The sequence below is a fragment of the Mesorhizobium sp. SP-1A genome (genome assembly GCF_032460275.1).
Lineage (GTDB): Bacteria > Pseudomonadota > Alphaproteobacteria > Rhizobiales > Rhizobiaceae > Mesorhizobium.
Genome location: NZ_JAVXZD010000002.1, coordinates 1,021,291 through 1,044,382, shown reverse-complemented (window position 1 = coordinate 1,044,382; position 23,092 = coordinate 1,021,291). Strand labels below are relative to the sequence as shown.

Annotated in this window: 25 protein-coding genes and 2 tRNA genes; 18 read left to right on the top strand and 9 right to left on the bottom strand. The window is 51.2% G+C overall.

The features are described 5' to 3' along the window. The first annotated feature begins 142 nt into the window (after nt 1-142). From QU595_RS14170 to QU595_RS14130, 9 genes are all read left to right on the top strand, one after another. Nucleotides 143-970, top strand: coding sequence for a tRNA(His) guanylyltransferase Thg1 family protein (locus QU595_RS14170; RefSeq protein WP_315922988.1), 828 nt, complete (start codon nt 143-145; stop codon nt 968-970). A gap of 3 nt (nt 971-973) precedes the next feature. Then, nucleotides 974-2,941 (top strand): ATP-dependent helicase, encoded by a 1,968-nt coding sequence (locus QU595_RS14165; protein WP_315922986.1) that lies wholly within the window; start codon nt 974-976, stop codon nt 2,939-2,941. A gap of 3 nt (nt 2,942-2,944) precedes the next feature. Then, on the top strand, nt 2,945-3,742 hold the full coding sequence (locus QU595_RS14160; RefSeq protein WP_315922984.1) for an NUDIX domain-containing protein: 798 nt from the start codon (nt 2,945-2,947) through the stop codon (nt 3,740-3,742). Between the two features lie 12 nt (nt 3,743-3,754). Continuing rightward, complete coding sequence (locus tag QU595_RS14155) at nt 3,755-3,982, top strand: hypothetical protein (RefSeq protein ID WP_315922983.1); 228 nt, start codon at nt 3,755-3,757, stop codon at nt 3,980-3,982. Nucleotides 3,983-4,280: 298 nt separating this feature from the next. Next, nucleotides 4,281-4,712, top strand: a complete 432-nt coding sequence (locus tag QU595_RS14150) for a MarR family transcriptional regulator (RefSeq protein WP_315922981.1) — start codon at nt 4,281-4,283, stop codon at nt 4,710-4,712. Next, nucleotides 4,712-6,349, top strand: coding sequence for a DNA mismatch repair endonuclease MutL (mutL, locus tag QU595_RS14145; protein ID WP_315922979.1), 1,638 nt, complete (start codon nt 4,712-4,714; stop codon nt 6,347-6,349). The genes QU595_RS14150 and mutL overlap by 1 nt, the downstream gene beginning before the upstream one ends. Before the next feature lie 54 nt (nt 6,350-6,403). Then, nucleotides 6,404-6,979: a hypothetical protein gene (locus QU595_RS14140; protein ID WP_315922977.1), complete on the top strand. Its 576-nt coding sequence runs from the start codon at nt 6,404-6,406 to the stop codon at nt 6,977-6,979. A gap of 137 nt (nt 6,980-7,116) precedes the next feature. Next, nucleotides 7,117-7,938: a transposase gene (locus QU595_RS14135; protein ID WP_315922975.1), complete on the top strand. Its 822-nt coding sequence runs from the start codon at nt 7,117-7,119 to the stop codon at nt 7,936-7,938. Beyond that, the gene (locus QU595_RS14130; protein ID WP_315922973.1) at nt 7,845-8,381 is read left to right on the top strand and encodes a transposase; all 537 of its coding nucleotides are present in this window, start codon (nt 7,845-7,847) and stop codon (nt 8,379-8,381) included. Before QU595_RS14135 ends, QU595_RS14130 begins: the two co-directional genes overlap by 94 nt. Here QU595_RS14130 and QU595_RS14125 read toward each other — a convergent pair. The 4 genes from QU595_RS14125 to QU595_RS14110 all read right to left on the bottom strand — a co-directional run bounded on the left by QU595_RS14125 (nt 8,367) and on the right by QU595_RS14110 (nt 10,308). After that, nucleotides 8,367-8,834, bottom strand: coding sequence for a hypothetical protein (locus tag QU595_RS14125; RefSeq protein ID WP_315922971.1), 468 nt, complete (start codon nt 8,832-8,834; stop codon nt 8,367-8,369). The genes QU595_RS14130 and QU595_RS14125 overlap by 15 nt on opposite strands. Before the next feature lie 2 nt (nt 8,835-8,836). Then, nucleotides 8,837-10,078: a hypothetical protein gene (locus QU595_RS14120; protein WP_315922969.1), complete on the bottom strand. Its 1,242-nt coding sequence runs from the start codon at nt 10,076-10,078 to the stop codon at nt 8,837-8,839. Between the two features lie 71 nt (nt 10,079-10,149). Further along, nucleotides 10,150-10,225, bottom strand: a tRNA-Lys gene (locus tag QU595_RS14115). Between the two features lie 4 nt (nt 10,226-10,229). Beyond that, nucleotides 10,230-10,308, bottom strand: a tRNA-Lys gene (locus QU595_RS14110). Between the two features lie 426 nt (nt 10,309-10,734). Between QU595_RS14110 and QU595_RS14105 the strand changes: the two genes are divergently transcribed. The 3 genes from QU595_RS14105 (at nt 10,735) to QU595_RS14095 (ending at nt 14,479) form a co-directional block, all read left to right on the top strand. Further along, nucleotides 10,735-11,343, top strand: coding sequence for a hypothetical protein (locus tag QU595_RS14105; RefSeq protein ID WP_315922967.1), 609 nt, complete (start codon nt 10,735-10,737; stop codon nt 11,341-11,343). Beyond that, nucleotides 11,340-13,616: a penicillin-binding protein 1A gene (locus QU595_RS14100; RefSeq protein ID WP_315922965.1), complete on the top strand. Its 2,277-nt coding sequence runs from the start codon at nt 11,340-11,342 to the stop codon at nt 13,614-13,616. The genes QU595_RS14105 and QU595_RS14100 overlap by 4 nt, the downstream gene beginning before the upstream one ends. Nucleotides 13,617-13,771: 155 nt before the next feature. Next, entirely contained in the window at nt 13,772-14,479 is a 708-nt protein-coding gene (locus QU595_RS14095; protein WP_315922963.1) for a sigma-70 family RNA polymerase sigma factor, read from the top strand. Here the strand turns inward: QU595_RS14095 and dut are convergent, their stop codons facing one another. The 3 genes from dut to QU595_RS14080 are packed head-to-tail and all read right to left on the bottom strand — an operon-like array spanning nt 14,480 to nt 16,324. After that, nucleotides 14,480-14,941, bottom strand: coding sequence for a dUTP diphosphatase (gene dut, locus QU595_RS14090; RefSeq protein WP_315922961.1), 462 nt, complete (start codon nt 14,939-14,941; stop codon nt 14,480-14,482). Then, complete coding sequence (locus tag QU595_RS14085; RefSeq protein WP_315922959.1) at nt 14,923-15,390, bottom strand: dihydrofolate reductase; 468 nt, start codon at nt 15,388-15,390, stop codon at nt 14,923-14,925. The genes dut and QU595_RS14085 overlap by 19 nt, the downstream gene beginning before the upstream one ends. 1 nt (nt 15,391) lies before the next feature. Next, complete coding sequence (locus tag QU595_RS14080; protein WP_315922957.1) at nt 15,392-16,324, bottom strand: thymidylate synthase; 933 nt, start codon at nt 16,322-16,324, stop codon at nt 15,392-15,394. 145 nt (nt 16,325-16,469) lie between these two features. Between QU595_RS14080 and QU595_RS14075 the strand changes: the two genes are divergently transcribed. From QU595_RS14075 to QU595_RS14055, 5 genes are all read left to right on the top strand, one after another. After that, nucleotides 16,470-16,799, top strand: coding sequence for a hypothetical protein (locus tag QU595_RS14075; protein ID WP_315922955.1), 330 nt, complete (start codon nt 16,470-16,472; stop codon nt 16,797-16,799). A gap of 75 nt (nt 16,800-16,874) precedes the next feature. Beyond that, nucleotides 16,875-18,185 carry a hypothetical protein gene (locus QU595_RS14070; RefSeq protein WP_315922953.1) on the top strand — a complete coding sequence of 437 codons (1,311 nt, stop codon included), beginning with the start codon at nt 16,875-16,877 and terminating at the stop codon, nt 18,183-18,185. A 132-nt stretch (nt 18,186-18,317) separates the two neighbouring features. Then, nucleotides 18,318-19,394, top strand: coding sequence for a recombinase RecA (gene recA / locus QU595_RS14065; RefSeq protein ID WP_315922951.1), 1,077 nt, complete (start codon nt 18,318-18,320; stop codon nt 19,392-19,394). Beyond that, nucleotides 19,387-19,848: a ribonuclease HI gene (gene rnhA, locus QU595_RS14060; RefSeq protein ID WP_315922950.1), complete on the top strand. Its 462-nt coding sequence runs from the start codon at nt 19,387-19,389 to the stop codon at nt 19,846-19,848. The genes recA and rnhA overlap by 8 nt, the downstream gene beginning before the upstream one ends. After that, nucleotides 19,814-20,470 (top strand): thioredoxin domain-containing protein, encoded by a 657-nt coding sequence (locus QU595_RS14055; RefSeq protein WP_315922948.1) that lies wholly within the window; start codon nt 19,814-19,816, stop codon nt 20,468-20,470. The genes rnhA and QU595_RS14055 overlap by 35 nt, the downstream gene beginning before the upstream one ends. A gap of 75 nt (nt 20,471-20,545) precedes the next feature. Here QU595_RS14055 and QU595_RS14050 read toward each other — a convergent pair whose 3' ends face one another. After that, nucleotides 20,546-21,022, bottom strand: coding sequence for a hypothetical protein (locus QU595_RS14050; RefSeq protein ID WP_315922946.1), 477 nt, complete (start codon nt 21,020-21,022; stop codon nt 20,546-20,548). A gap of 169 nt (nt 21,023-21,191) precedes the next feature. Here QU595_RS14050 and QU595_RS14045 point away from each other — a divergent pair, with 169 nt between their 5' ends. Beyond that, nucleotides 21,192-22,127 carry a hypothetical protein gene (locus QU595_RS14045; RefSeq protein ID WP_315922944.1) on the top strand — a complete coding sequence of 312 codons (936 nt, stop codon included), beginning with the start codon at nt 21,192-21,194 and terminating at the stop codon, nt 22,125-22,127. A 182-nt stretch (nt 22,128-22,309) separates the two neighbouring features. Here the strand turns inward: QU595_RS14045 and QU595_RS14040 are convergent, their stop codons facing one another. Further along, nucleotides 22,310-23,068: a metallophosphoesterase family protein gene (locus QU595_RS14040; RefSeq protein WP_315922942.1), complete on the bottom strand. Its 759-nt coding sequence runs from the start codon at nt 23,066-23,068 to the stop codon at nt 22,310-22,312. Between the last annotated feature and the right edge of the window lie 24 nt (nt 23,069-23,092).

Here is a 23,092-nt window from a genome sequence, read left to right as displayed (position 1 = left end):
TCGCTTTTTCGTATTTTTGCCTGATAATAATTATCGAATTTAATGCAAGGAACCAAGCGCAATTAAGTTGACAATTTTATTTTTTCGAGGGATTTAATAAAAGCTTGTAACGGGTCTTTCTTGCCCGAGTTTGGAGATTGGAATGGGTAAAGTGGACGACGTTCTCGGTGATGAGATCAAAGCGTATGAGAAATTGAACTCTGATCGCGCAGCGAACATTGGCGAGCCGATTGTTGTGCGCGTTGACGGGGCCTCTTTTTCGAAGTTCACGCGGAATGCGACGAAGCCATTTGACGCGCGCATTTCTGCGGCGATGATCCACGCGACAAAGTCTACAGTTGAGGAATTCAACTGCCGGATCGGCTACACGCAATCAGATGAAATCAGCTTCCTGCTTTATAGTCCAGATCAGGAGTTGCCTTGCAGTGCTCGGTACGAGAAGTTGGCCAGTCGCTTTGCGGCTCACGTGACGGCTCATTTCCTCATGAAGGGGCTTGAACTGTTTCCTGACCTGATTGGTGATCGCTTGCCCTCTTTTGATGGTCGCGCAATCGCTTTTCCGACCCTTGATCTGGCTGCCAAGGCGATCCTTTGGCGTGAGCTGGATGCGCGTCGGAATGCTGTCAGCATGGCAGCCCGTTCGGTCTGCTCGCCAAACGAACTTAGTGGGCGTTCATCCCGTGAACAGCGCGAGATGATGTCCGAACGCGGGCTGGAATTTGATGGATTCCCCGAAGACTTCCGGTGTGGCGCTTTCGTAAGGCGGGTGAAAGTGATGAGAGAACTGACACCCGAAGAGCTGGCTCGCATCCCTGAAAAACATCGTCCATCTGGACCAATCGAGCGCTCCAGCGTTGAACAGGTCCAGCTTCCGAATTTGTCGTTGATCGAAAATCTTGCAGATGTCCTCGTCGATGGTGCTGAGCCAGTGATCGCGGAGCGAAAGTTTGCACTAGCAGTAACGGGGTAATTTATGGGCAGAGAGGACATCCTTCAGGGTCTGAACAAGGAACAACGCCAGGCGGCCGAAGCGGTCGACGGCGCATATCTCGTGGTTGCTGGCGCGGGTTCGGGCAAGACCACGGTCTTGTCCCGCCGTGTTGCAGCTCTTGTCGAGGCGGGGATCGAGCCTTCCTCGATTTTGCTTCTGACCTTTACGCGTTTTGCGGCCAAGAACATGCTGGACCGCGCTAAGCGCATCACGCCTGCGGCAGCTGACGTTGTTGGCGGTACGTATCACTCGATTGCGCACAGGTTGGTCCTTGAAAACCATCGCATGTTCCGTCTGCCAGAAAAGCCGACATTCCTTGATCCAGACGATGTGACGTCGGCTTTCAAGAAAATCGCCGTCTCTCTTGGTGGCAAGGATGAGAACATGCCGAAGGGGTCGGCCCTGGCAAAAGCTCATTCGTTCTCGGTCAATACGAAGCGCCAGCTGGACGATGTGGTCCACGACCGCTTCCCCGAATTTTCCTATGCCGTCGACTTCTTCCAGAAGTGTTCGGACGAGTACAAGACTTACAAGCGCACGCGCGGGCTTCTGGATTACGACGACTTGCTGGTTGCTTGGGACAACATGATGGACCATCCGGCCATCGGAGAGGCTGTGCGCAAACGCTTCAGGTATGTTCTGGTCGATGAAGATCAGGATTCGAATGCTATCCAGTGCTCTATCGTGGCGAAGCTCGGTGGCGAAAGCCCGAACGTCATGGTCGTTGGTGATCCTGCGCAGTCGATCTATGCATTCCGAGGTGCTGCTCCTCGCACAATGTTTGAGTTCATCGAGCGTTGGCCGCATGCGACGACGATTAAGCTCAACACCAATTATCGTTCAACAGAAGAGATTCTTACGATAGCAAACGCAGTCGACCGCGACATGCGCGAGCGCTTTGATCGTGAACTGCTTCCAGCCCCAGGCGCTGTCGGTGAAACTCCTATCATGACTCAGGTCGTGGATTATGAGACCGAGGCAAAATACATCGCCGACAAAATCCTTGACCGCAAGGTCGACGGTGTCGACCTCGGGGAGCAGGCGATCCTTGTTAGGTCGATGAATACGGCTCGACACATTGAAGCTGAACTGGTTCGACGTCGGATTCCTTATAAGGTCTCTGGGGGCATCAAGATCAATGATGCGGCGCACATTAAGGACATGCTTTGCATGGCTCGTTGTGCAGCAAACCCGTTGGATGAACCCGCATGGCTTCGCGTGCTGACTATGGCTCGCACAGTCGGCGAGAAGAAGGCTTCGCAGGTTTACAACAAGATTGCTGACGCAGTTTCGGAATCATTCCTCGGTGATCCGTGCGAAATCATCATGGATATGTGTAAGAAAAGCCCAGATGCAGGCCCCATTTCGGAAGCATATCGGATTTTGGCTGCGGGCGGCCCGCCTGTCGAAATACTGGAACGCGCAATGGCTGTCGTTGAAGACCTGTTCAAGCTTCGTTATGACGACTGGAGCAGTCGCAAGAGCGACATCAACGCTGTAATTGGCCTCGCCGAAGGTCAGGAAAGCCTTGATAGCTTCCTCTCGACTATGTCACTCGACTATTCGATTGATAAAAAGCGTGAAATTACAGGGGAAATGCAGGAAGAAAACCCTGTGACAATTTCTACTGTTCATTCAGCGAAGGGGCTGGAATGGGACGTGGTTTATATTCCTTCCTTTATTCAGGGCCACATACCATCGGCTTACGCCAATGGGTACGAGGAAATCGAGGAAGAAAAGCGCGTGCTTTATGTGGCTGTGACGCGTCCAAGGAAAATTCTTGAAATCACCAAGCCTACGACTGGTTTCAAAGGCGTGTTCCTTCAGCAGTCGAATTTCGAGTATCTGATTGCTCCTTTTTGTGAACAGCAAAAGATTGGTGTGGTCAGTAGGAATTCTCAGTCTTTCGCCTTCGGCTTCGAAGACGATTATGTAGATATCTTCAGGTGATTAATGGAAAACCACCCATACGATCATGTTGTATCGTTTCTGATTTATGAGATGTCGGTCGATCAGAACGGACATCAGTTTACCCTGACGGATCGTCTGCTTGTTGATTCTAGCAGCACTGAGATGCTTCAGGTGGGTGGTTTCGATGGCTATGTGCATATGGCCGCCGAAGGTCTTCGCGGAACATTGACTAAACCTGGGATGAAGGCCGTGATTGATATGGTCACGATCCGGGACCAGTTGGTCTATCTGACGTCGAGTGAGGAGCGTTCTGATTTCATCATGCACTCACAGATGAAGGACATTCTTTCATCGCTTGCAGATGCCTTGACGAAAGACGGTCATTTCGAAGTGGTTGGGACGGAGATCCGTCGCACCGACCGCCCTGCCCTTGTGGAGCGGTATGAGAACCCTCCAACGGTTGCGGTGCTCCTTGTGGAAACCCAGTCGGGATTGGTTGTTATCCGCAGAGGTCTGAAGGACGGCTTTGGCAAACTGGCCTTACCTGGCGGGTTCCACGTCAAGGGTGAAACATGGCAGGAAGCTGCCGCCCGCGAGGTCCTCGAAGAAACTGGTCTTGCACTCGATCCTTCGAAGATCGTTATCCGTGATCTCGTCACGGTCGGGGAAGGCTCTATCAATCTTGCTTTCGGGCAGTACACCGAAATCGCCGATGATTTTGACCCAAACTTCGACAGCGAAATTCTGAGCGTAGAATGGGTGAAATCTCCTGTCGAAGCGGCGTTCCCCACGCATACAGTGATGATCAAGGCCTTCTTCGACGGCAAAGCTCCTAATTGAAAAGAGAAACTGATGCCCAAGACACGACACCCTCAAGATGTTCCCTTGAACGAATGGACGGATGGATGGTTGCAATTAAGCTTAGCAAATCATCTTGGTGCCAAATATTTATTCGCACACAACCATGAGAAAGCCGAAAATGGATGGCCCGTTTCGCATGATGAAATGGTCGCTTTTCTGATCGATAAAGGTGAAGTCCCGCAGGCAGGCACAGGTTTGCCTGAGGCATCTTCCAACTAAAGTAATTTCCCTTGTTATTTGTGCGAGCAAGGGTCAGAATGCCAATGTAATCACGATCACCGGGTCGAAAAATCCGTTTTTCGGACGGCCGTGAAAGAGATAGAACCCTGGGACAGGCGTGAAATACCGCTCCTCCCGGGGTTTCGTTTTTTTTTGGATTGCCCTGATAAAATCATCAATATGTCGGGATTAAAGGGTCGAAATTCGGCTTATTTATAGGCAAATCCGGCACCGGCGGTTGCCAATCCCGTTTGTTTCTTTGATCCTAATTGTGAAGATGTCGAATTAAGGATCATTAATGTCCGACAATAGACAGCCATTTGACTGGTCGGAAGTTGCGATTGCTATGGATCGCGGCTTGCGTGTCTTTGCGGATTTTTCCAAGCCAATTCTAATTGCGCATGCAGCCGACACTATGTCGATCACCAACCTGCTTTTCTTGGTTTCGGTTGGTGAAAATGAAGCTCGCGTGAATGATCTGGTCAAACGTGGTCACTATGTCGGTTCGAACGCTTCTTACGCCCTAAAGTCACTGCAGGACGGTGGTTTTATCGAACGTCGTCAAGATCCTTCGGATAAGCGAAACGCTATCGTTGTCTGTACGGATCGGGGACGAGCGCTTGTTGTTGCAATCAAAGAGGCCTGCGTTGCCAAGGGCGTAGCTCCTCGTGATGTGATAAAATCGCTCAAGATGTTTGAGGACCACTGCACGAAGCTTCCGGTCACCTAATGAAAATAAGAGTTTTGCTGCCTCACATCTCATCCAGAATTGCTGCTGGCGAGGTTGTCGAGAGATCAGCCTCAGTCGTTAAAGAACTCGTTGAGAATGCAGTCGATGCTGGCGCTAAATCGGTCACGGTCTCGGTTCGTGGACCAGCGCTTGAACATATCAAGGTGTTTGATGATGGTCGCGGCATGGATGTGGAGGATTTGGCCCTTTCGATGCATCGGCATGCGACATCCAAACTGACGGATGACGACATTCTGAAAGTTTCGACGTTGGGCTATCGTGGAGAAGCTTTGCCTTCCATCGCGACGGTCGCGGACGTCTCGATTATCTCTCGAACTGCCGAGATGGATTGCGCATTTGTGATGACAAGCCGTCATGGGGTTCTGCAAGGGCCACGACCTTCAGCTGGGCAATACGGTACAATCGTGGAGGTCTCAGATCTCTTCGGACGGCATCCAGCTCGACAAAAATTCCAGAAATCAGCAAAGGCTGAGGCGGCCGCCATTCGTGAGGTCTTGGCTGCGATTGCGCTTTGTTTTCCGAATGTCGATTTCCGTTTTACGGTCAATGGCACCGAGGGCCGCTATCAGGCACGTGAGAGCATCAAGGATCGCTGCGCTGACGTTCTGGGCAAGGATTTCCAAGGGAACGGTATCGAAGTGGCTCATCAGGTCGGTGATATCCGTATCGACGGAGTCACCTGCATCCCTACTGCTGCGCGCTCTGACGCATCTGGCATTCGTCTTTCAGTAAACGGACGCCCTGTTGCCGACAAGATGCTGAAGGCTGCTGTTCAGGCCGCCTATGCCTCCTTGATCGGCCCTGGAAGGCACCCGCAGGCCTACATTGCCATCACCCTTCCTTCCAGCCTGGTCGACATCAATGTTCACCCTCGGAAGGCTGAGGTGCGTTTTATGCGACCTAACGATGTGGCGGCGGCCGTGAGACAGGCAGTTGAGCACGCGCTTGATCATTCCGGACTGCGTTCGCCAGTCTCTCTTCCCGATCTCGCTCGTACGCTTGCCGCAGAGAACGACATTGGCGTTGATGATCGCCGTCGTCTGCCGCTCGGACAGTTTGTTGGCCAGACGAATGGCTCGTGGCTGATATCCGAGACCGCAGATGGCATTGTCATCATTGACCAGCATGCCGCCCACGAGCGAGTCATTCTGGAGCGTTTGAAGCAGCACATGGATGGCATCACGATCCCTGCGTTCGTCTATCCAGAGCCTGTCTCAACGGAAGTCTCATTCTCGGATGCGGCCTGTGTTGATGAAGCGGCCGGGGTGTATGCTGAACTTGGCTTCAAGACACGCGTCGTTGGAGAAGTTGTCCAACTGATCTCGGTGCCGAGTGTCCTAGCCGATGTCTCGCCTAAGTCGCTTGTCACTCTGGTCGTTCGCTGTGCGGTCGATGGTGTTGGCGCTGGCGCTTTGAAAGAGGCGTTGTGGGAGAAGTTGGCGACAGCGGCCTGTAAGGCGGCTATCAAGGCTGGTGACGATCTGACACCGGAACGAGCTGACCTGCTGCTTCGTGAAATCGAGGCGACCCCCAATGCTTCTTATTGCAACCACGGCAGGCCAACCGTTGCGTTCCTGAAGAATGAGGATATCGCTAAGCTCTTTGCCAGAGGCTAGGCTTGTTGATTGCGACTTCAGCACTCAATCTGATTGAAAATTTGGAATGCTCAAATGACGAAATTCACTCAATCCCAACTGCGCGCATATATCGAAAAACTGTCTGAGGATCACGGCCTTGGTATTACCATTTCCGACGCTCCGATCCGTTTGGAAGATCGCCATTTTAATTTCAAGGGCCGTATCAAAGGTGCTCGGGGAGAAAAGGTAATTGCTATCCCATTTGAGAGTTTTCAGTACGGAGTTATTACGGCTCGTTCGGTGCTCTACGGCACTCACGCACGCGATGTGACTTGGCTCGTGAATGGACAGGCTAGCGGACGCCGCACTGGGGAGGCCACTTGTTTTGTTGGTAGAACCCCTCCTGTGTCGCTCCATATCTCTAAAGCACAGCTGAAAGAGTGGACTCATGCAAATCTCGAAAACGCTCCAGAAGACAAGAAGGCTGCGTGGCTGAAACACTTCGATCAGCACTACGAAGGCCTTCTGGAGAAGGGATTGTATGCCGACGAAGCAAGCTTTGGCCGCTATGTCGATGACGGTGGCAAATACCTGAAGCTTCAGTTGGACCCTATATTGGTTGCGGCCAACGAGACTGAACCTGAAGCGGTTTCCACGCTGAAGATGTGACACGAAAAAGGGCGCTATGAGCGCCCTTTCACTTTAATGCTGGTGGCTATCCGACATCTTAGGTTGACAGGACATTTTTAATCTATTGACAGAACTGACTGATGAGTTCAGTTCTTAATTAGGACAAACCGAGAACATTGGCATTGGCATTAATCCAGAAAGCATACAGGCTGAAGCTATATCCGACTGTTGAACAGGCGGACGCATTGGCTCGTTTTGCTGGATCATGCCGTTGGTTATGGAATTACCTGCTCGATCTACAGCAGAAGAAATACCAAGCAGAAAAAAAATTCATTTTCCGCTTCGAGATGCAGGAATTGTTGCCTGGGCTTAAACGAGAATATCCGTGGCTTGCAGCAGCTCCGTCCAATTCATTGCAACGCGTTTGTCGGAATCTCGATCAGGCTCTGAAGAAATGTTTCAAAGAGGGCGCGGGTTTCCCGCGCTTCAAGAAACGTGGCGTTTCGAGAGAAGCTTTTTATGTCGTAAATCAAGGTTTGCGCATCGAGGACAATCGCGTCGTTTTGCCCAAAATGAAGCAGGGTGTGAAGTTCCGTGCAGGACGATTGCCCGAAGGCCGCATTTTATCCGCGACTGTATCGCAACGAGCTGGAACATGGTGGTGTGTCGTTCAGTGCGAGGTTGAGCAGATCATTAATGTGGCAGACGCATCATCTGTCTCGGCTGATGCAGTCATCGGCATTGATGTTGGGCTTAAGGCGCTGATGGTCTGTTCGGATGGCGTTGTTGTTGCCAACCCACGCAGATTGAGCAAAGCGCAGAAGCGACTGAGACGGGCGCAGCGCATCCTGGCGCGGCGCGGCGCAAAAAGGGCAGTGCCAACCGACGCCGTCAGGCCGCTCGTGTGGCTGTCATCCACGCCAAGGTGGCCGATTATCGCGCTGATGCTCTGCATCAGGCGACAACGGCTCTTGTGCGTCGTGCCAATATCATTGTGACCGAAGATCTCAACATCAAGGGCATGGTGAAAAACAAACGCCTTGCCCGTTCCATCTCCGATGCAGGATGGGGTGAGGCCATTCGCCAGATCAGCTACAAGGCCGATTGGGCAGGCAAAACACACCTCAAGGTCGGACAGTTTGAACCATCCACTCAGAAATGTTCGGCCTGTGGGAATTTGAGAAGCGGAGAAGACCGTCTCCGCCTTCACGAACGCACCTATCGGTGCGATTCGTGTGGGAATGTCGCAGATCGCGACTTAAATGCAGCGCTTAATCTGCGCAATTATGGATTAAACTACGTAGGGCAGGCTATGCCCGAACGGACAGGAGTAATTCCTGTCAACGCCTGTGGAGCTTCCTCTGCTGGGCCAGATGCAATTGCATCCGGCAGGTACGGAGCATTGAATCAGGAACCTGCATCAACCTCAGATGTCGGATAGCCATGCTGGTGCTATGTTTAATTGATCGAGAAGCCTTTGTGCGACTATTTTTGCATCCGCCAGTTCCATATCGGTGTATGGCGCGAGCGGTCGCTCGACTTCCAGCTCATTGTCATCGTCCACATAGATTTCGATCAATTCAGCAGCGGAAGACAATTTGTCGTCCGAGTAGGATTGTATGTGAAGCCAGTTTTCCATTTCGTTTTGGACATCTGCTAGTGGTCGGCGGCCTCGAATGTCCCAAGCCATTTCGTCATCGTCGATGCAGAATACATGGCAGACAGCCGCGATATAGTCGTCTTCGTCATCGGGATTTACCCAGTGTGGCTCGCCATCATCGAGGACGACGAGCATTTTCCAGCCTGTTAGCTCATGAATTGCGAGAGCGAGCACATGGCAGGAGCCAGTCGTGTAAGCATCAATCTCGGCTTCCGATGCGTCGCTCAATTCCATGATCATCTCCGGCCGAAAGACATCCTTGGAGATGGACGGTCGTAATCTTCCTCGTCATTCTGATCACCTGAAGGAGTGCCGTACTTCCGACCTGCCGATGACGACGGCTTGGAAGGTTCGGGGTTTTCATAGCCACGGCGATCAATGCGTTCGGAGTTCATACGCTTCAGGGCTTCATCGTCATAGAGCTTCAGGATTGTGTTCGGAGTTCCACCATACGCACGCTTGCTTGTTGGAAGACGCTCGGTGCTTACCGGATCACGCTTGAAGACAGGTGCCATTGAAGAGATAACCGGAATGATTTTCCCAGTTTTGCCACCAAATGCCCACTCCTCTTCCATGGATACAACTACCAGTGATGGCAGAAAGCCGATTTCATTTCCCGTCATGTACTGGGAACTGAATTTTCCAACGACAGCCTTACCTGTTTCATTCTTCGGGTTTACGTCCTTGATGACCTGTTCTTTGCCCATCGCAAGGGACCAAGCTGGGATCAGTTCGAGTAGATAGTCGGCAGCAGGGGCGACGTCTGCGTGAAGCAAATCCTCGATCAGGTGATCGATTGTCTTCTCTGACGTCTGAAAGAAGGTGTCGGTGTTTCCATCGTTATCACGGATGATGAAGCCTGGGTTGCCTCCTGGCCAGCGCTCACTTTTGATCCGATCAAAAGCGGCCCGAAGACCTTCGACCGAATTCACGACCATCGCCTTTGCGCCGTCAGCTATGATTCCAGACTGCAAAGCGCCTTTCTTGTTTACGACGGCTTTGGTTGGCCTAGTCATTGCGGTCATAACCTGCACTTCACCCAAAAGTTTGTCGTGAACGCGAGCTGCCACGGCACCAACCATGACTTTATTGTTTTCAACGTATCCGCGTTCGAAGCCGATGATGTCACCTTTGACCAGCGGTGCGACCCAGTCGTTGCCAGCGATAGCTGTTTTCAAGGAATTACGCTCAGAGGTATGGCCAATAGCCTGCTTTAATGTGATCCGCTGACCAGCTTTCACCCCAAACGTATCGACGAGCAGATGCCCTTTGATTTCGTCAGACCCCACAATTTCGTCTAGGGTTATGAAGATCGGTGAACCAGAGACTAACTTTCCTTTACTGGCTTCAACAGCATTGTCATGTGCCTGCGCGCTATGTTGAGACATGGCTGCGCTTCTCATGCGTGTCTGCATGGCATTATCTGTCGCAATCCTCGCTGCTTGTCGAGAGATCATCATATTCATAATACCTACCATAAATAGTCTCCGAGAAATTCTTCTCTTTGATTATTTCACAATCATTTGCAGGAATCTAATCGGCGGGGAAGTGGAGGACGCACTCGGGTTCGAACCGAGGACCTGCGGTTTAAGAGACCGTCGCTCTCCCAACTGAGCTATGCGTCCGTAGTGGTGAACGCGGTGGGATTCGAACCCACGTAAGACGGGGATTAAAAGTCCCCCGCTAAAACCTACTCAGCTACGCGTCCATTTGATGATCTATGTATCGCATGCCGGAAGAATTAAGTCAACAACAAAAATAGAAAAATGTTGAATTTTCAATGGGTTACTGTATCAGACAAAGGGGTTCCGTGGCGCAAAAATAAAGCGCGTCGAAAGTCATCGAATTCGAGGGATGGTTTCGCACTGCGCATTTAAAAAGCCGCGAGGACATCGCGGCTCTGGTCAAAGAGAACGGATATCCTGCCGCTATGACGCGCAGTGCCAAAGTTTTCGTTTGAGTGCTGTGAAAGTGACGGACATTTTAAGTTCCTAACGTTTATCTCAATAGCATAGCCGATTTCGCAGATACGAACAAGCGACGTGGTGACCGACTAGAAATATTCTTCCTAAATAACTGAGAAAGGTATATTTCAAAGCAAAATTCGTTGCGAAGTCGCTATTGCTGAACCATCATGGAATTACAGTTTCAGGAGAATTCGACTTTGGCCAAATTGCGAACGAGCAAAGGGCAGGACGCGCTTGCTGTGATCGCCCCTGAGTTAATAGCCTTTATCGGCTCAGTGTCCGCTGTCGAACGCTGCTCGGCGCTTGCTGTTTCGAATGCCTTGCTTCTCAAAGCTGCCTCGCATTGGGGGCGTGAGATTTCTCATCAGCCAATGAAAATTCAGCCTGACACAATCACTACGGTGCTGGACGCATTGCATGATCAATATACGCGCCTTGAAGGGGCTTTTGATAACACTGACGGAAGCAATATGAAGGACATCTATGTGATGGCCTGCAAGTGGGAAATGGTTGCCACCCAGGTTGTCATGGTGACTGTTGGAGCCAGCCTTTCTCGGGATTATGCGAATGTGGCTCGTCAAGCCTGGGGGCTTTTAGCTAAGTCACGACATGTTGCGCAGGACGCCGTGAATGCGCTTCTTGAGTATGGCAAAATCTACCAGGATTCTCCTGTCCCGCTGTTGCCGGGTAAGCAGCCTACAAAGAGCTATCTGTTTGCACTGGCTACTAACCTTCCTCCTATGTTCAGCGCCAACAAGAAGGCGAATCAGAAATGAGTTTGGCAAAGACATTCATGTCAGGGATTTCTGTCCTTGGTTTGACTGGTGCGGTATTGGTTGGCTCAACCTCCATTGCCTACATCAAGCAGGTGGAACAGACACTTCCCGACCACAAACAACTCATTTCATGGTCTCCGTCTGAGGGGACGACCATCGTGTCGAGCGATGGAGTAACGCTCGGGGTTCATGCCAAAGAACATCGCAAATTCGTTCCATTGAAGGCTATCCCGAACGTGGTTATTTCGGCGTTCATCGCGGCAGAGGACGGTAACTACTGGAAGCATCACGGTGTCGATGCCAGTGCAATAGTCCGCGCGACTCTGTCCAATTTGAAATCAGGTCCTTCCTCTCGCCTTGAAGGCGGCTCAACCATCACGCAGCAAGTGGTCAAGAACGTCCTTTTGACATCTGAGCGTACCTTTGACCGTAAAATCAAGGAGGGCATACTTGCCCTTAAGGTTGATCGCGATGTCGGCAAGGATCGTGTCTTAGAGATCTATCTCAATCAAATTTATTTCGGCTCCGGAGCCTATGGAGTGGCTGTGGCCGCTGAAACCTATTTTGGAAAGGAACTATCCGAGCTGACCATTGAGGAAGCCGCTATGTTGGCAGGCCTTCCTAAAGCACCAAGTGCAGCCAATCCATTTATCAATCCTGGTCGTGCCCTTGAGCGTCGGAACTACGTGCTTCGCAGGATGCAGGAGAACGGGTTCATTTCGGCTCAGGAACAGCAGGTAGCTTCTTCCGCACCGATTATGACCCATAAACCTGATGTTGCTCTTGCTGAGAACGATCCAGCGATGTGGTACGCACAGGAAGCTGTTCGACGACAGTTGTTACAAGAACGCGGCGCAAAGCAACTTTATGAAGGTGGCGGGCAGGTCGTTTCGACCATCAATTCGCGGGTTCAGAGGGCCGCACATGCTGAATTGCGACGACACCTTGTCCTTGAGGATCGCAAATCTGGTTGGCGTGGACCTCTAAAGCGAGGATATGCAGGTGTGATTGATTGGTCTTCCCCTCAGTTGGCAAAGCCTGAAGGAGCTGAGGACTGGATCGTATCTGTCGTATTGAAGTCTGATCGTGACGCGACATTAGCCACGGAAAACGGCGAGGTGACCATCAAAGGTGCGAGTCTGTCGTGGGCAACCTCCAAGAAGCGTGCGAATGCGGTTCTCAGACAAGGCGACGTAGTCTTGCTTGCCGATCTCGGCAAGGGGTTGGAGCTTGTCCAGTTGCCTGAGCTTCAAGGGGCTGTGGTCGTTATGGACCCTCGTGATGGATCGGTGCTTGGCCTTGCTGGCGGGTTCAGCGGCGAAACGAGCGAATTCGATAGGGCTACACAGGCAAAGCGTCAGACTGGGTCGGTGTTCAAGCCGTTCGTGTATATGGCGGCCATCGAAGCGGGATATAACGCTGTCTCTCCGGTACTCGATAGCCCGATAGCAATCGATCAAGGGGCTGGCATGAAAGACTGGCGGCCGAGCGGTGGTTCGTCTGGTGGCATGGGGATGATCACGTTCCGTCGCTCACTGGAGTTGTCTCGCAATCTCTCGACCGTTCGTCTCCTCTATGATCTCGGTATGGATCGGATAGTCAATGTTGCCACCCGAGTTGGGTTCACGATGCCTGCGAATGCCTCATATGCAATGGCTCTAGGCGCTGCCGAGGCGACACCGCTTGAAGTTGCCAGCGCCTACTCCTCTTTCGCAAATGGCGGATATCGAGTGGACGCCAAGCTTCTACCCAGCAAGGATGTCGTTAGACAGCGTGCATTTGATCCTATGGACGTCGCCAAGATGACATCGATCCTTGAGGGCGTGATCAAAGCTGGTACCGCGCAAAAGGCCTTCGCTGGCTTCAAGAAACCATTGGCAGGCAAGACGGGGACAACGAACAAGTCTCGCGACGCATGGTTTGCGGCATACGGCCCTGAGGTGGTCATCGTCGGGTGGATTGGAAGGGATGACCATGGCCCCCTCTATAATGGCGCAGCTGGTGGTTCGAGTGCAGCACCATTGGTGCGAAGTGTTTCTGATGCAATTGATGGCGCGGTTTCGTTTGATGAATTCTCAATCCCAGCAGAAGCTGAAACCGTCCGAGTGAACCGAAAAACGGGTGCTATCGATGAGAATGGCGACGTCCTTGAGGTTATGACGGCCAATGAAGTCAGGCAGCTTGAGCCAATCGTTCCAGAGGAAAATTCTGAGCAACACGTAGAAGCTGAGCAAAATTACACCGATGAAACCTACGATTACGATGAGGAATAATGTCGGAATTCGCTACACCAACATATTTATAATTGCGAATGACAAATAAAATCATTGACTTTTAACTAGCCGACACGATCCACTGTGGTGGGTGGAATATATTGAAGGAAGTGATTTTGGTACATTCACGGGATTCTGCCTTGGCGGAGCCTATGTTGAAACCCGATGAAGAAACAAGGCTCATCAAGGACTGGCAACAACACCAAAACGAGCGCTCCAAGGAGCGCATAGTTCGGGCGTATATGCGCTCTTGCTACTCATTTGCTGCGCGTTACACGAAGAATGAAACACATATGCGAGACCTTGCGCAGGAAGGCAGCTTGGGTATCTGCCGCGCCCTGGACAAATTCGATTTCAGTTACAATGTGAAGTTCTCAACATACTGCTTTTATTGGATCGAGAATTTTGTTGCGGATGCCGCATCAAGAACTATGAACGTTGTTTATGTGCCATCGCGCGCCTTCCTTGAATCTAGGATGGGTAAACTGGAAGGCGAAAAGGCTCACGCTGCATTCAACGCGACGAATAATCTGGTAGCCCTTGAGGCGACGGTAGATGAAACCGGACAGACTTATTCGGAAAAGATAGCTGATAAGCGCCCGAATCCTGAAGACCTGATGGTCGAGTCGACGCTTCAAGAAGAATATAAGCGTTTAATTGCTCGCGCCATGTCGGGCCTGACGCCGAGAGAGCAGAAGGTTATTTTTGAGAGAAAACTAACCGAGCCTCCGCGCACTCTGGAAGATATATCCACCGATCTGGGCGTTACGCGAGAGCGAGTCAGGCAGATTGAGATTGCGGCCCTACAAAAAATGGCCGCGACGCTTTCTGAGTTCGACGTCGCGGCTCATTTCACTTCTTGATCACTTCACGCCAGTGGAGCCGTAGCCGCCTTCGCCGCGTTCGGTGGAGGATGAAAACTTCTCGACTTCCGCAAGTTCCGTTCCAACGATTGGGAGGAACACCATCTGAATGATACGGTCACCTGGCTGGACGATGAGTGGTTCTCCATCGACAGGATGCCATTCGAGAACGGCCGCAATTTCACCTTGGTAATCGGAATCGATCAGGCCAATGGTGTTGGCAAGGCTCAGCCCCTTGGAACCTAGACCAGAACGCGGCATTAGAACTGCTGCAATATTGGGATTGCCAATGTGGATGGCGAAACCAAGTGGGATTTTCACTCGATCACCTGTTCGCAGTTCAAGTGGCTTCGAACCGCAAAATCGGATGTCGTATCCTGCAGCGCCATCGGTTGCCCTCCGTGGCAACGCGTCAAGCTCCTTCAGCAACGGATTTTTGATTTCTATTTCGATTTTATGCATTCGTTTTCCCAGTATTCAATTTTCAGATTAGGGGTTTTTTCTTCGACTTTGACCAATTTCCAGCCAATCTTAGAACGCAAGTCTGGCATGAACGTATCGCAAACGTAAATCCCATTAATCCTGCTTATCTCCGCCGAGTTGCAGAATCCCAAGGAATATTCATACAGCTTGGCACCGCCTGCGATAATTAATTCGTCGACAAGTATCTCTTTAAAATGAGAAATAGCTTCCTCAAGCGATCTGAAGTCGCCGTTTTGGGACGAAAGTGAGTGAACTCGCCTACCAGTCAGCGGAGGCAATGTCTCCATGGTGGTTCGGCCGAGAAGAAGGTCCTTCCCCATCGTTCTCGTTCGGAAGTGTTTGAGGTCTTCTTTGTGATGCCATGGGAGGTGGCCCTTTAAGCCGATCCCCCAGTTGTTGTCGGCTGCTGCGATCAATGTTATGCGCATGTCAGACCGCCACGGGCGCTGCGATTGCGGGGTGAGGATCGTAACCAGTTACCTCGAAGTCCTCGATCTGATACCCGTCGATGGAATCTGGTTTGCGAAGCAATTTCATTCTGGGAAGCGGGCGAGGCTCGCGCTTCAGTAACTCTCGCGCCATATCTTCGTGGTTCGAGTAAAGATGGACGTCGCCGCCAGACCAGATTATTTCACCCGGAATCATGTCGGCTTGTTGAGCAATCATCATCAATAGCGCCGAAATACCGCATAAATTAAATTTTAGGCCGAGGCCAATATCGACGGACCTTTGAAAAAGCATAGCAGACACCTTACTTTTTTCTCGTCCATCAACTGGGTCGGTATACTTTTTCGTACTTGAATGGAACTGATAGAGAAGGTGACAGGGCGGAAGAGCCATTTCGTCAATCTCGGCCACGTTCCAGCCATGGAACAGCATTCTGCGGCTGGCAGGATTGGTCTTCAGCGTCTCAATGACCGTAGCGATCTGATCGTATTCCTTGCCATCTGCACCTTTCCATTTGCGCCACTGCTTTCCATACACGGGGCCTAAGTCGCCCCACTTTTCGGCGAAGCTGTCGTCCGCAAGAATGCGCTCTTCGAATTTCTGCTGGGAGATGTCTTCGCCAGTCGCTTTTCGGTACTTATCAAGCGGCCAATCGGTCCATATTTTTACGTTTTCCCTCAAGAGAGATTGGATGTTGGTTTGCCCAGTAAGGAACCAAAGCATCTCTTTGACGGCCGTTTTCCAATAGACGCGCTTTGTGGTCAGAATCGGCACAGTGCCGTCAGATACATCGAACCGCATCATTGCCCCAAAAATAGACTTTGTGCCTACGCCTGTACGATCCATGCGGTAGTCGCCATTCTCCAGAATATTTTCTAGCAGATCGAGATATTGGTATTCAGGATGCCTTGGCATTTCTATTCTCCATTTTCAAAAGCACGCCTTAGTGTGATTCAATCGGCTGAGGCTCACAAGCTAATACGGTCTCTTGATTAGTGGAAGGCAAGCGTTGATCATATTGTTTTAAGGCAATCAAAAATGCGCTCCCAGGAGGTTCTCCTTGAAGAATTTAACAATGAATGGGTTTCAAAGAACGCTGGCTGCTGCGTGTTCCGTACTCGGCCTGCCAGCTGAAGCCGTTCAGATTAATGGGTCGGCACTTCTTATTCCTTCCGAGAACATTGCGATAACTCCAGAGCTGTCGGGTAATACTCGTGTTTGGCTCGTAACGACGACATTCAAAGTTGGTTCGATTGATGGTTTAACGGATCGAGAGATCACAAATGTCCTCTTTGAAGAGCCGCTTAATGACATTTGGGCAGTGGCTCGGCGGGTGGCTCTATATTTAGCTGAGAGGAATATAAATATTGCCATCGAAAATAGCCTCTAGGCACCGGCATTAGTTCTTTGCCTTTGGTGTGATCATAATCTCCTGAATATTGATGATTATTGGAGGAGACGACACATGGCAACGATGGCGATGTCCCGAACACAAAATGCCTCGTTCTTGAAGAGGCTCACCAGCACTCTGTCCGACTTGACGAAAAATTTGATGGGGACAACTTCGCTTGTTGCACCTTCGATGGCAGCGACGAAGAAGATTGACAATCCGTTTGGAAATTTCGGCGTCCTCGCGTCTGCTGACAAATTTAAGGCCAATGCCAAGCCGATTGCCAGATCATCGATCCTTTTCACGATTGACGATGCGCGCAAACGCATTTCGGAATTCGTCGAAAACAAGTTCAAGCCAGAGAGTATCGCTGAACTCAAGGAATACCTTTCTGAGCGATTCCTGCGCCTCGAAACATGGAAGTTGCCTCCAGGCCCGATGAACATGCTTGTGGACACCAAGTCCAGCGCGGCAACGCCTGCTGCTGCCGTCGACAAGCGTCTATCTTACTGGAATATGCTTGAGGAGAAGCTCCGTGGGGATCTGCGCCGCGAAATCGGCACGGCTGAGCCAGCAAAGGCATTCGGCAGCTGGGAAGGCATGTCCATGTCCCTGTCCAACTCTCGCGGGAACATCGGCTACTCCGTCTCCAAGGGGCAGGCTTATGTTGGTAAGGTCTTCGCCGACCAGAATGATCGCCGGACCATGCATGAGATCGTAGCGGCTGCGAAGCAACAGGGTGTAGAACTCATACTCCCAACTGATGATGGCACGATCAATGGACGCCGAGTTCCAGGTCTTCCCTTCTTGAAGAAAATGGAGTCCTTGAAGGCCGAGGTGGTCCATTCAGGTCTTAAGCACGATGCCTTGGCTACCGCGTTCGGAGGTTTGGGTCTTGTAGAAACCATCGAAAGCAAGATCAAGTCGAAGCAAGCGCGCGAAGCTTCCCTTGATGGCAAAACGCAGGAAAGCACTCAGGAATTTGATCTGTCACAGTTCTTGCGTAAGGAGCCAGAGCCATTTGCAGCCAAGACAAGCGATCCAAATGTCAGCTCGTTCGGTGATTTCGGCGAGGAACTCGAAGAAAACTATGAATCTACGCGTAATCTGAGCATCCGTATGTATGCTGAGACTTCGAACGAATTCATTGTATATGATCGGGATTTTGACGAAGCTACCCAGATTCAGTTTAATGATATGCCTGCGGGCCGCTATGAGCGCGAAAACGTTCATGGTGTCGTCGAAGGATATACCGAAATTCTCGAAGACGGTTCTCTGAAGCACTATGACCATCGCGGAAATATCGTTGAATTTGAGAACAAGCTGGAGGACAAGCAAGACCAAGAGACCGAATACGGCAGTGACCTGCCAAAATTCGGTCGATAATTTTGCTTAGATAACGTGGCACGGGCTATCTTCTGGATAGCTCGTGCTTTTTTGTTGCGCGTCTTTCTGATGTGTGTCAACATTTTTATCCAATGAATATTCCCGTGAATATTCCTTGCAACGGAGCATTTAATGACAAAGAAGCTTAATCCCATTGAAAATGGCGGCGACATCGACGCACGTCGAAAGAGCCTCGAAAGCGCCCTCGCGCAGATCGAGCGTGCGCATGGCAAGGGGTCCATTATGACCCTTGGTGCAAATTCCAAGGTTGAAACAGAAGTGGTGTCGACAGGTTCGCTCTCACTCGACATCGCGCTTGGCATCGGTGGTTTCCCTCGCGGCCGTATCATCGAAATTTATGGCCCTGAAAGTTCCGGTAAGACCACGCTTGCGCTGCACACGATTGCTGAGGCCCAGAAGAACGGCGGCACCTGCGCATTCGTTGACGCAGAACATGCCCTCGATCCAATCTATGCCCGCAAGCTTGGCGTTGACCTGGAAAATCTTCTGGTTTCTCAGCCGGACACTGGCGAACAGGCTCTGGAAATCACCGACACTCTGGTGCGCTCCGGTGCGGTCGATGTTCTTGTTGTCGACTCAGTTGCCGCTCTCGTCCCGAAGGCTGAAATCGAAGGCGAAATGGGTGACTCCTTGCCAGGTCTGCAAGCGCGTCTGATGAGCCAGGCGTTACGCAAGCTCACCGCTTCGATCTCGCGTTCGAACTGCATGGTCATCTTCATCAACCAGATCCGCATGAAGATCGGCGTTATGTTCGGTTCTCCGGAAACCACGACTGGCGGCAACGCGCTGAAGTTTTATGCATCGGTTCGTCTCGATATTCGCCGCATTGGCTCGATCAAGGATCGCGACGAGGTGGTCGGCAACCAGACCAAGGTAAAGGTCGTCAAGAACAAGCTGGCAGCTCCGTTCAAGCAGGTTGAATTCGACATCCTGTACGGCGAAGGAGTTTCCAAGGTGGGCGAACTCATTGACCTCGGGCTGAAGGCTGGTCTCGTGGAAAAGTCGGGTGCGTGGTTCTCGTATAATTCGCAGCGCCTCGGCCAGGGTCGTGAAAATGCCAAGCAGTATCTGCGTGACAACCCCGAAGTCGCGGATGAAATCGAGGCAAAGATTCGCGGCGACCAGGATGAAATTTCCGAATCTCTGCTGACTGGCGATACGTCAGATGACGGCGGTTCGGATGAATAATGGCATAGCTGGATTTCAGGTCTGGTCCGATGGTTCCTGTCTTGGGAACCCCGGTGCAGGCGGATATGCTGCCATTGCGTTTGATCCCGATGGAAAGGAACTCGCGGTCGTAACTGGTCGCGAGAAACGTTCCACTAATCAGCGCATGGAGATGGTTGCGGCCGCAGAAGGATTGGCTCAACTCCCTTTGGGGGTTGAGGTCACAGTTTGCACGGATTCAAAGTACGTCGTTGATGGCATGACGTCGTGGATTTTTGGTTGGAAGCGTCGCGGTTGGAAAAAAGCTGACGGCGAGCCAGTTAAAAATCTTGAACTCTGGCAGCGACTTGATCGCGAAGTCTCCAACCGCAAGGTTAAATGGATGCACGTTCGTGGCCATGTGGGTATTGAATTAAACGAGCGATGCGACAAACTTGCCAATGAGCAAGCCCGCCTCGCTAAAGCAGGAGAATAATGTGCGAAAGTTAGCTTTGTCGGTTCTGGTGGCGCTTGGTTCTCTTATTTCGGTAGCTATGGCTGCCGATGACAAGTGGGACCCGTATGCCCCAATGCCTCACGACATTGTAGTGGGTAATCCTTCTGCTCCGATCACCGTCGTAGAGTACGCTTCGTTAACTTGTCCTCATTGCGGCCGTTTTCATAAGGAAACGATGCCCTCTTTCAAAGAGCAGTTGGTCGATACGGGACAGGCAAAGCTGATTTATCGCCATCTTCCGCTCGATCAATCCGCATTGGCTGGGTCCCTCGCGGCCTCCTGTGCTTCTGAAGATATTCGATTTGAGGTTGTTTCCACACTGTTCGATCAGGTTGCTGTCTGGGCACCAGACATCAAGAAAATGGTTCCAGTTCTTCAATCGAAATTTGGTGACCGGATTGATGCAGCTGAAATGCTGAAGTGTGCTTCGAATTCAGAATTAGCCAATGAAATTGTAAATGGCATGACGAAGGCGATTGATAATGGAGTAGCCTCGACTCCGACCTTCTTCATCAACGGCGAGAAGTTTGACGGCTTTATTTCCCCTGAGAATTTCTCAGTCCTCGTAAAAGCAGCTGGGCCGACTGCGCCTGAAAAATAAGTTCCCTACCCAAACGTGAAATAAAAAAGGCCAGCTAGAAATCCTCTCGCTGGCCTTTTCGTTAAAAAGGTTTTCTTATTTGCAGTTTTGGTCAATTTCGTTCTTTGCCGCTGAAAATCCTGACAGACTATATCTGTCTTCGGCGCTTTTCCCGTCTTTGTCCGTCCAAGTAATTTTAAACTCTTTCCCGCGTAGCATGGCGGCAGTAAGGTTCGCTTCCGGTTTACCCGTCCCGACGAAAGCAGCTTCCGCATAGGTGAGAGTGGCGAATTGCTTGCCGTCTACGTCGATGACCGCCTTCATTTGGCTGGCATCAACGCCGCCATTGGTGACTGCTATCGAGCCTCTCACGCCCTCAGATGGATGGTTCTGGATTGATAGATATGGAGTGGCTCTATTTTCAAAGGTGCTCTCACTTTGATGTGGCATCGTGCTTGCCCAGCATGCCCCGTTCTCTGAAACCACGGACCAATCATAAAAGCTTTGCTGGGCCGCAGACGCGTAAACCGTCCCCAAAATAATTGTGGCAGACAGGGTGGCGGTTTTGATCATAACTAATTCCTCTCTGAAGATTATTATTTATGAAACCACCACGGCCGTCTCGTCGCAATAGCTGTGTTAAATTTTCGACCTTTTGATCGGCAATGGCGTTCTGGTTCCTTGCAAAAATAACGACGACTATGAATGAAATCGAGCATTTTTTGATATGGAGATTGTGGGTATGCGATTACTCCTAGAGCTTAAGTCAGTCAATCAGAGTGTTGTCTCTAATGGCCGCACTCAGGTTCGTCTTAAAGGGGTCGATAAGAATGGCCGTCCAAGCAATGCGATTGCGTATGGTTTTACGGCTGAAAATATATTGAAAAGCCTTTATAAAATTGTCGATCCAAAGACGGACCTGTCAGAGCGCAGTGTTACCATCGACCTCCACGGTGACTGGAAAAATGGCAAAGAGTATGAGAAGGAAGGGCAGAAGTTTACTTATCGATATTTTGAGATCGATCAGTTTCAGTTCCTCCTCGGCCCTGCTCTTGAACTCCAGAAAATTCGCCAGGATTCTTTGGCTGCGTTTCATCGTGCTGAAGCGTTCCGTGCAGAAGGCGACTTCCGTTCTGCTTATCGTGAGTTGCTCGCGCAAGCGGGTCGTACCTGTAACATGATCGATGAAGTTTCGGAGATCGTTGAAAGCCTCAATAAGTATGACGAACTTCCGGACGATTTCGACGTCCCCTCGACTGAAGAGTCGCCTGCGACGCCTGAGGCATCTGCTTTGAAGAAGTTCTCTTCAATGAACCGCGTTGAAGACGCGATGCAGTTCGCTGGTGACGCCCCTAAGGAGGAGGCTGCTCACGAGGAGGTTGCTGAGGTATCTGGCGTTGGCCAAGAAGCACCAGCTGACGAAGACGATTACGTTTTCGGTGAAGTGGTTGACGATGAGCCGTTAGCTGAAGACGCGCCTGCTGCTGACGAAGCCGAGGAAGGCTTGGATGAAAGCCAGTCGGACGTGCTTGATGATGAGCCTGCAGCTCCGTCCGAAGAGGAGGCTCCTGAAGTATCCGTTAAGCCATCTCCTGCCCCAGCTCCAAAGCCAACTGGCTTTGGCCGTCCGATGGGTGGCGGGTTTGGTCGCCCAGGTGGGTTTGGCCGTCCAGGCTAAACGGCTCCAGCATGGAAGAGAAAGGTGGCCTTCGGGCCACTTTTTGTTTGTCTGCCAAACTATCAGTTTGTGTGACTGACAAACTCTGCGTTTTCTCTCGATGAGAGTTAGGATGGTCGGAGTGCATGCTACCTAGGTGGATGGGGCATACCAACCTGATAGTTTGACAGGCTCGCAAACTATCAGGGCTTTGGTGAAGCTACGTTCTCGACCGTGCTCTCAAGGGTTATGGTTTGGAAGCGAAGGCTGCGCCCGCTATCGTCGAACGCGACGACCGACAGTACGCCGCTACCGAAACAACCGCTGTCCATCGCGATCCTGTTCCCATGGTCGCAAGGGTTCTTCTTGTCGGGCGTGTGGCCGTATACGACGACTTTTCCGAAGTCATGACACGAGCGATTGAACTCACCTCTGATCCACATCATGTCATGGAGCGACTGCTTCTCCAGATCGACGCCTGGCCTTAGCCCAGCATGGACGTAGATGTGCGTGTCAGTTTCCGCCGTCATGGGAAGCGACCGCAGGAATTCAGCATGTTCCTCTGGAACAAACTCATCCAGGGTATCTGGGATCGGGTTGTAGAGCGGGTTCCAGCCGTAACTCTGCAGAGTTTGTTGCCCACCATGCTCCCACCACGCTGTTGCCAGATTGTGTGAAGGGTCGAACCAAACAGACGAGAACATGTCGTCATGATTCCCCTTGATGGGATGCCAGGACATGTGACTTTCTTGAGGTCCTGCAATCAAGAGGTCTATGACTTCTCTGGAGCTTGGGCCTCGGTCAACGTAGTCACCAAGCAAATGCACTCTGCCTCTGGTTCCGCTTTGTAAAGCGTCGGCGGCGCACCAATCGAGTGCGATCCTGAGCTGCTCAACACAGCCGTGGACGTCGCCGATTGCGTAATCAGTAATATGGTCTGAAGTTTTGAATTTCTGATGCATGTGAATTGACCGATCCTTTCGTCA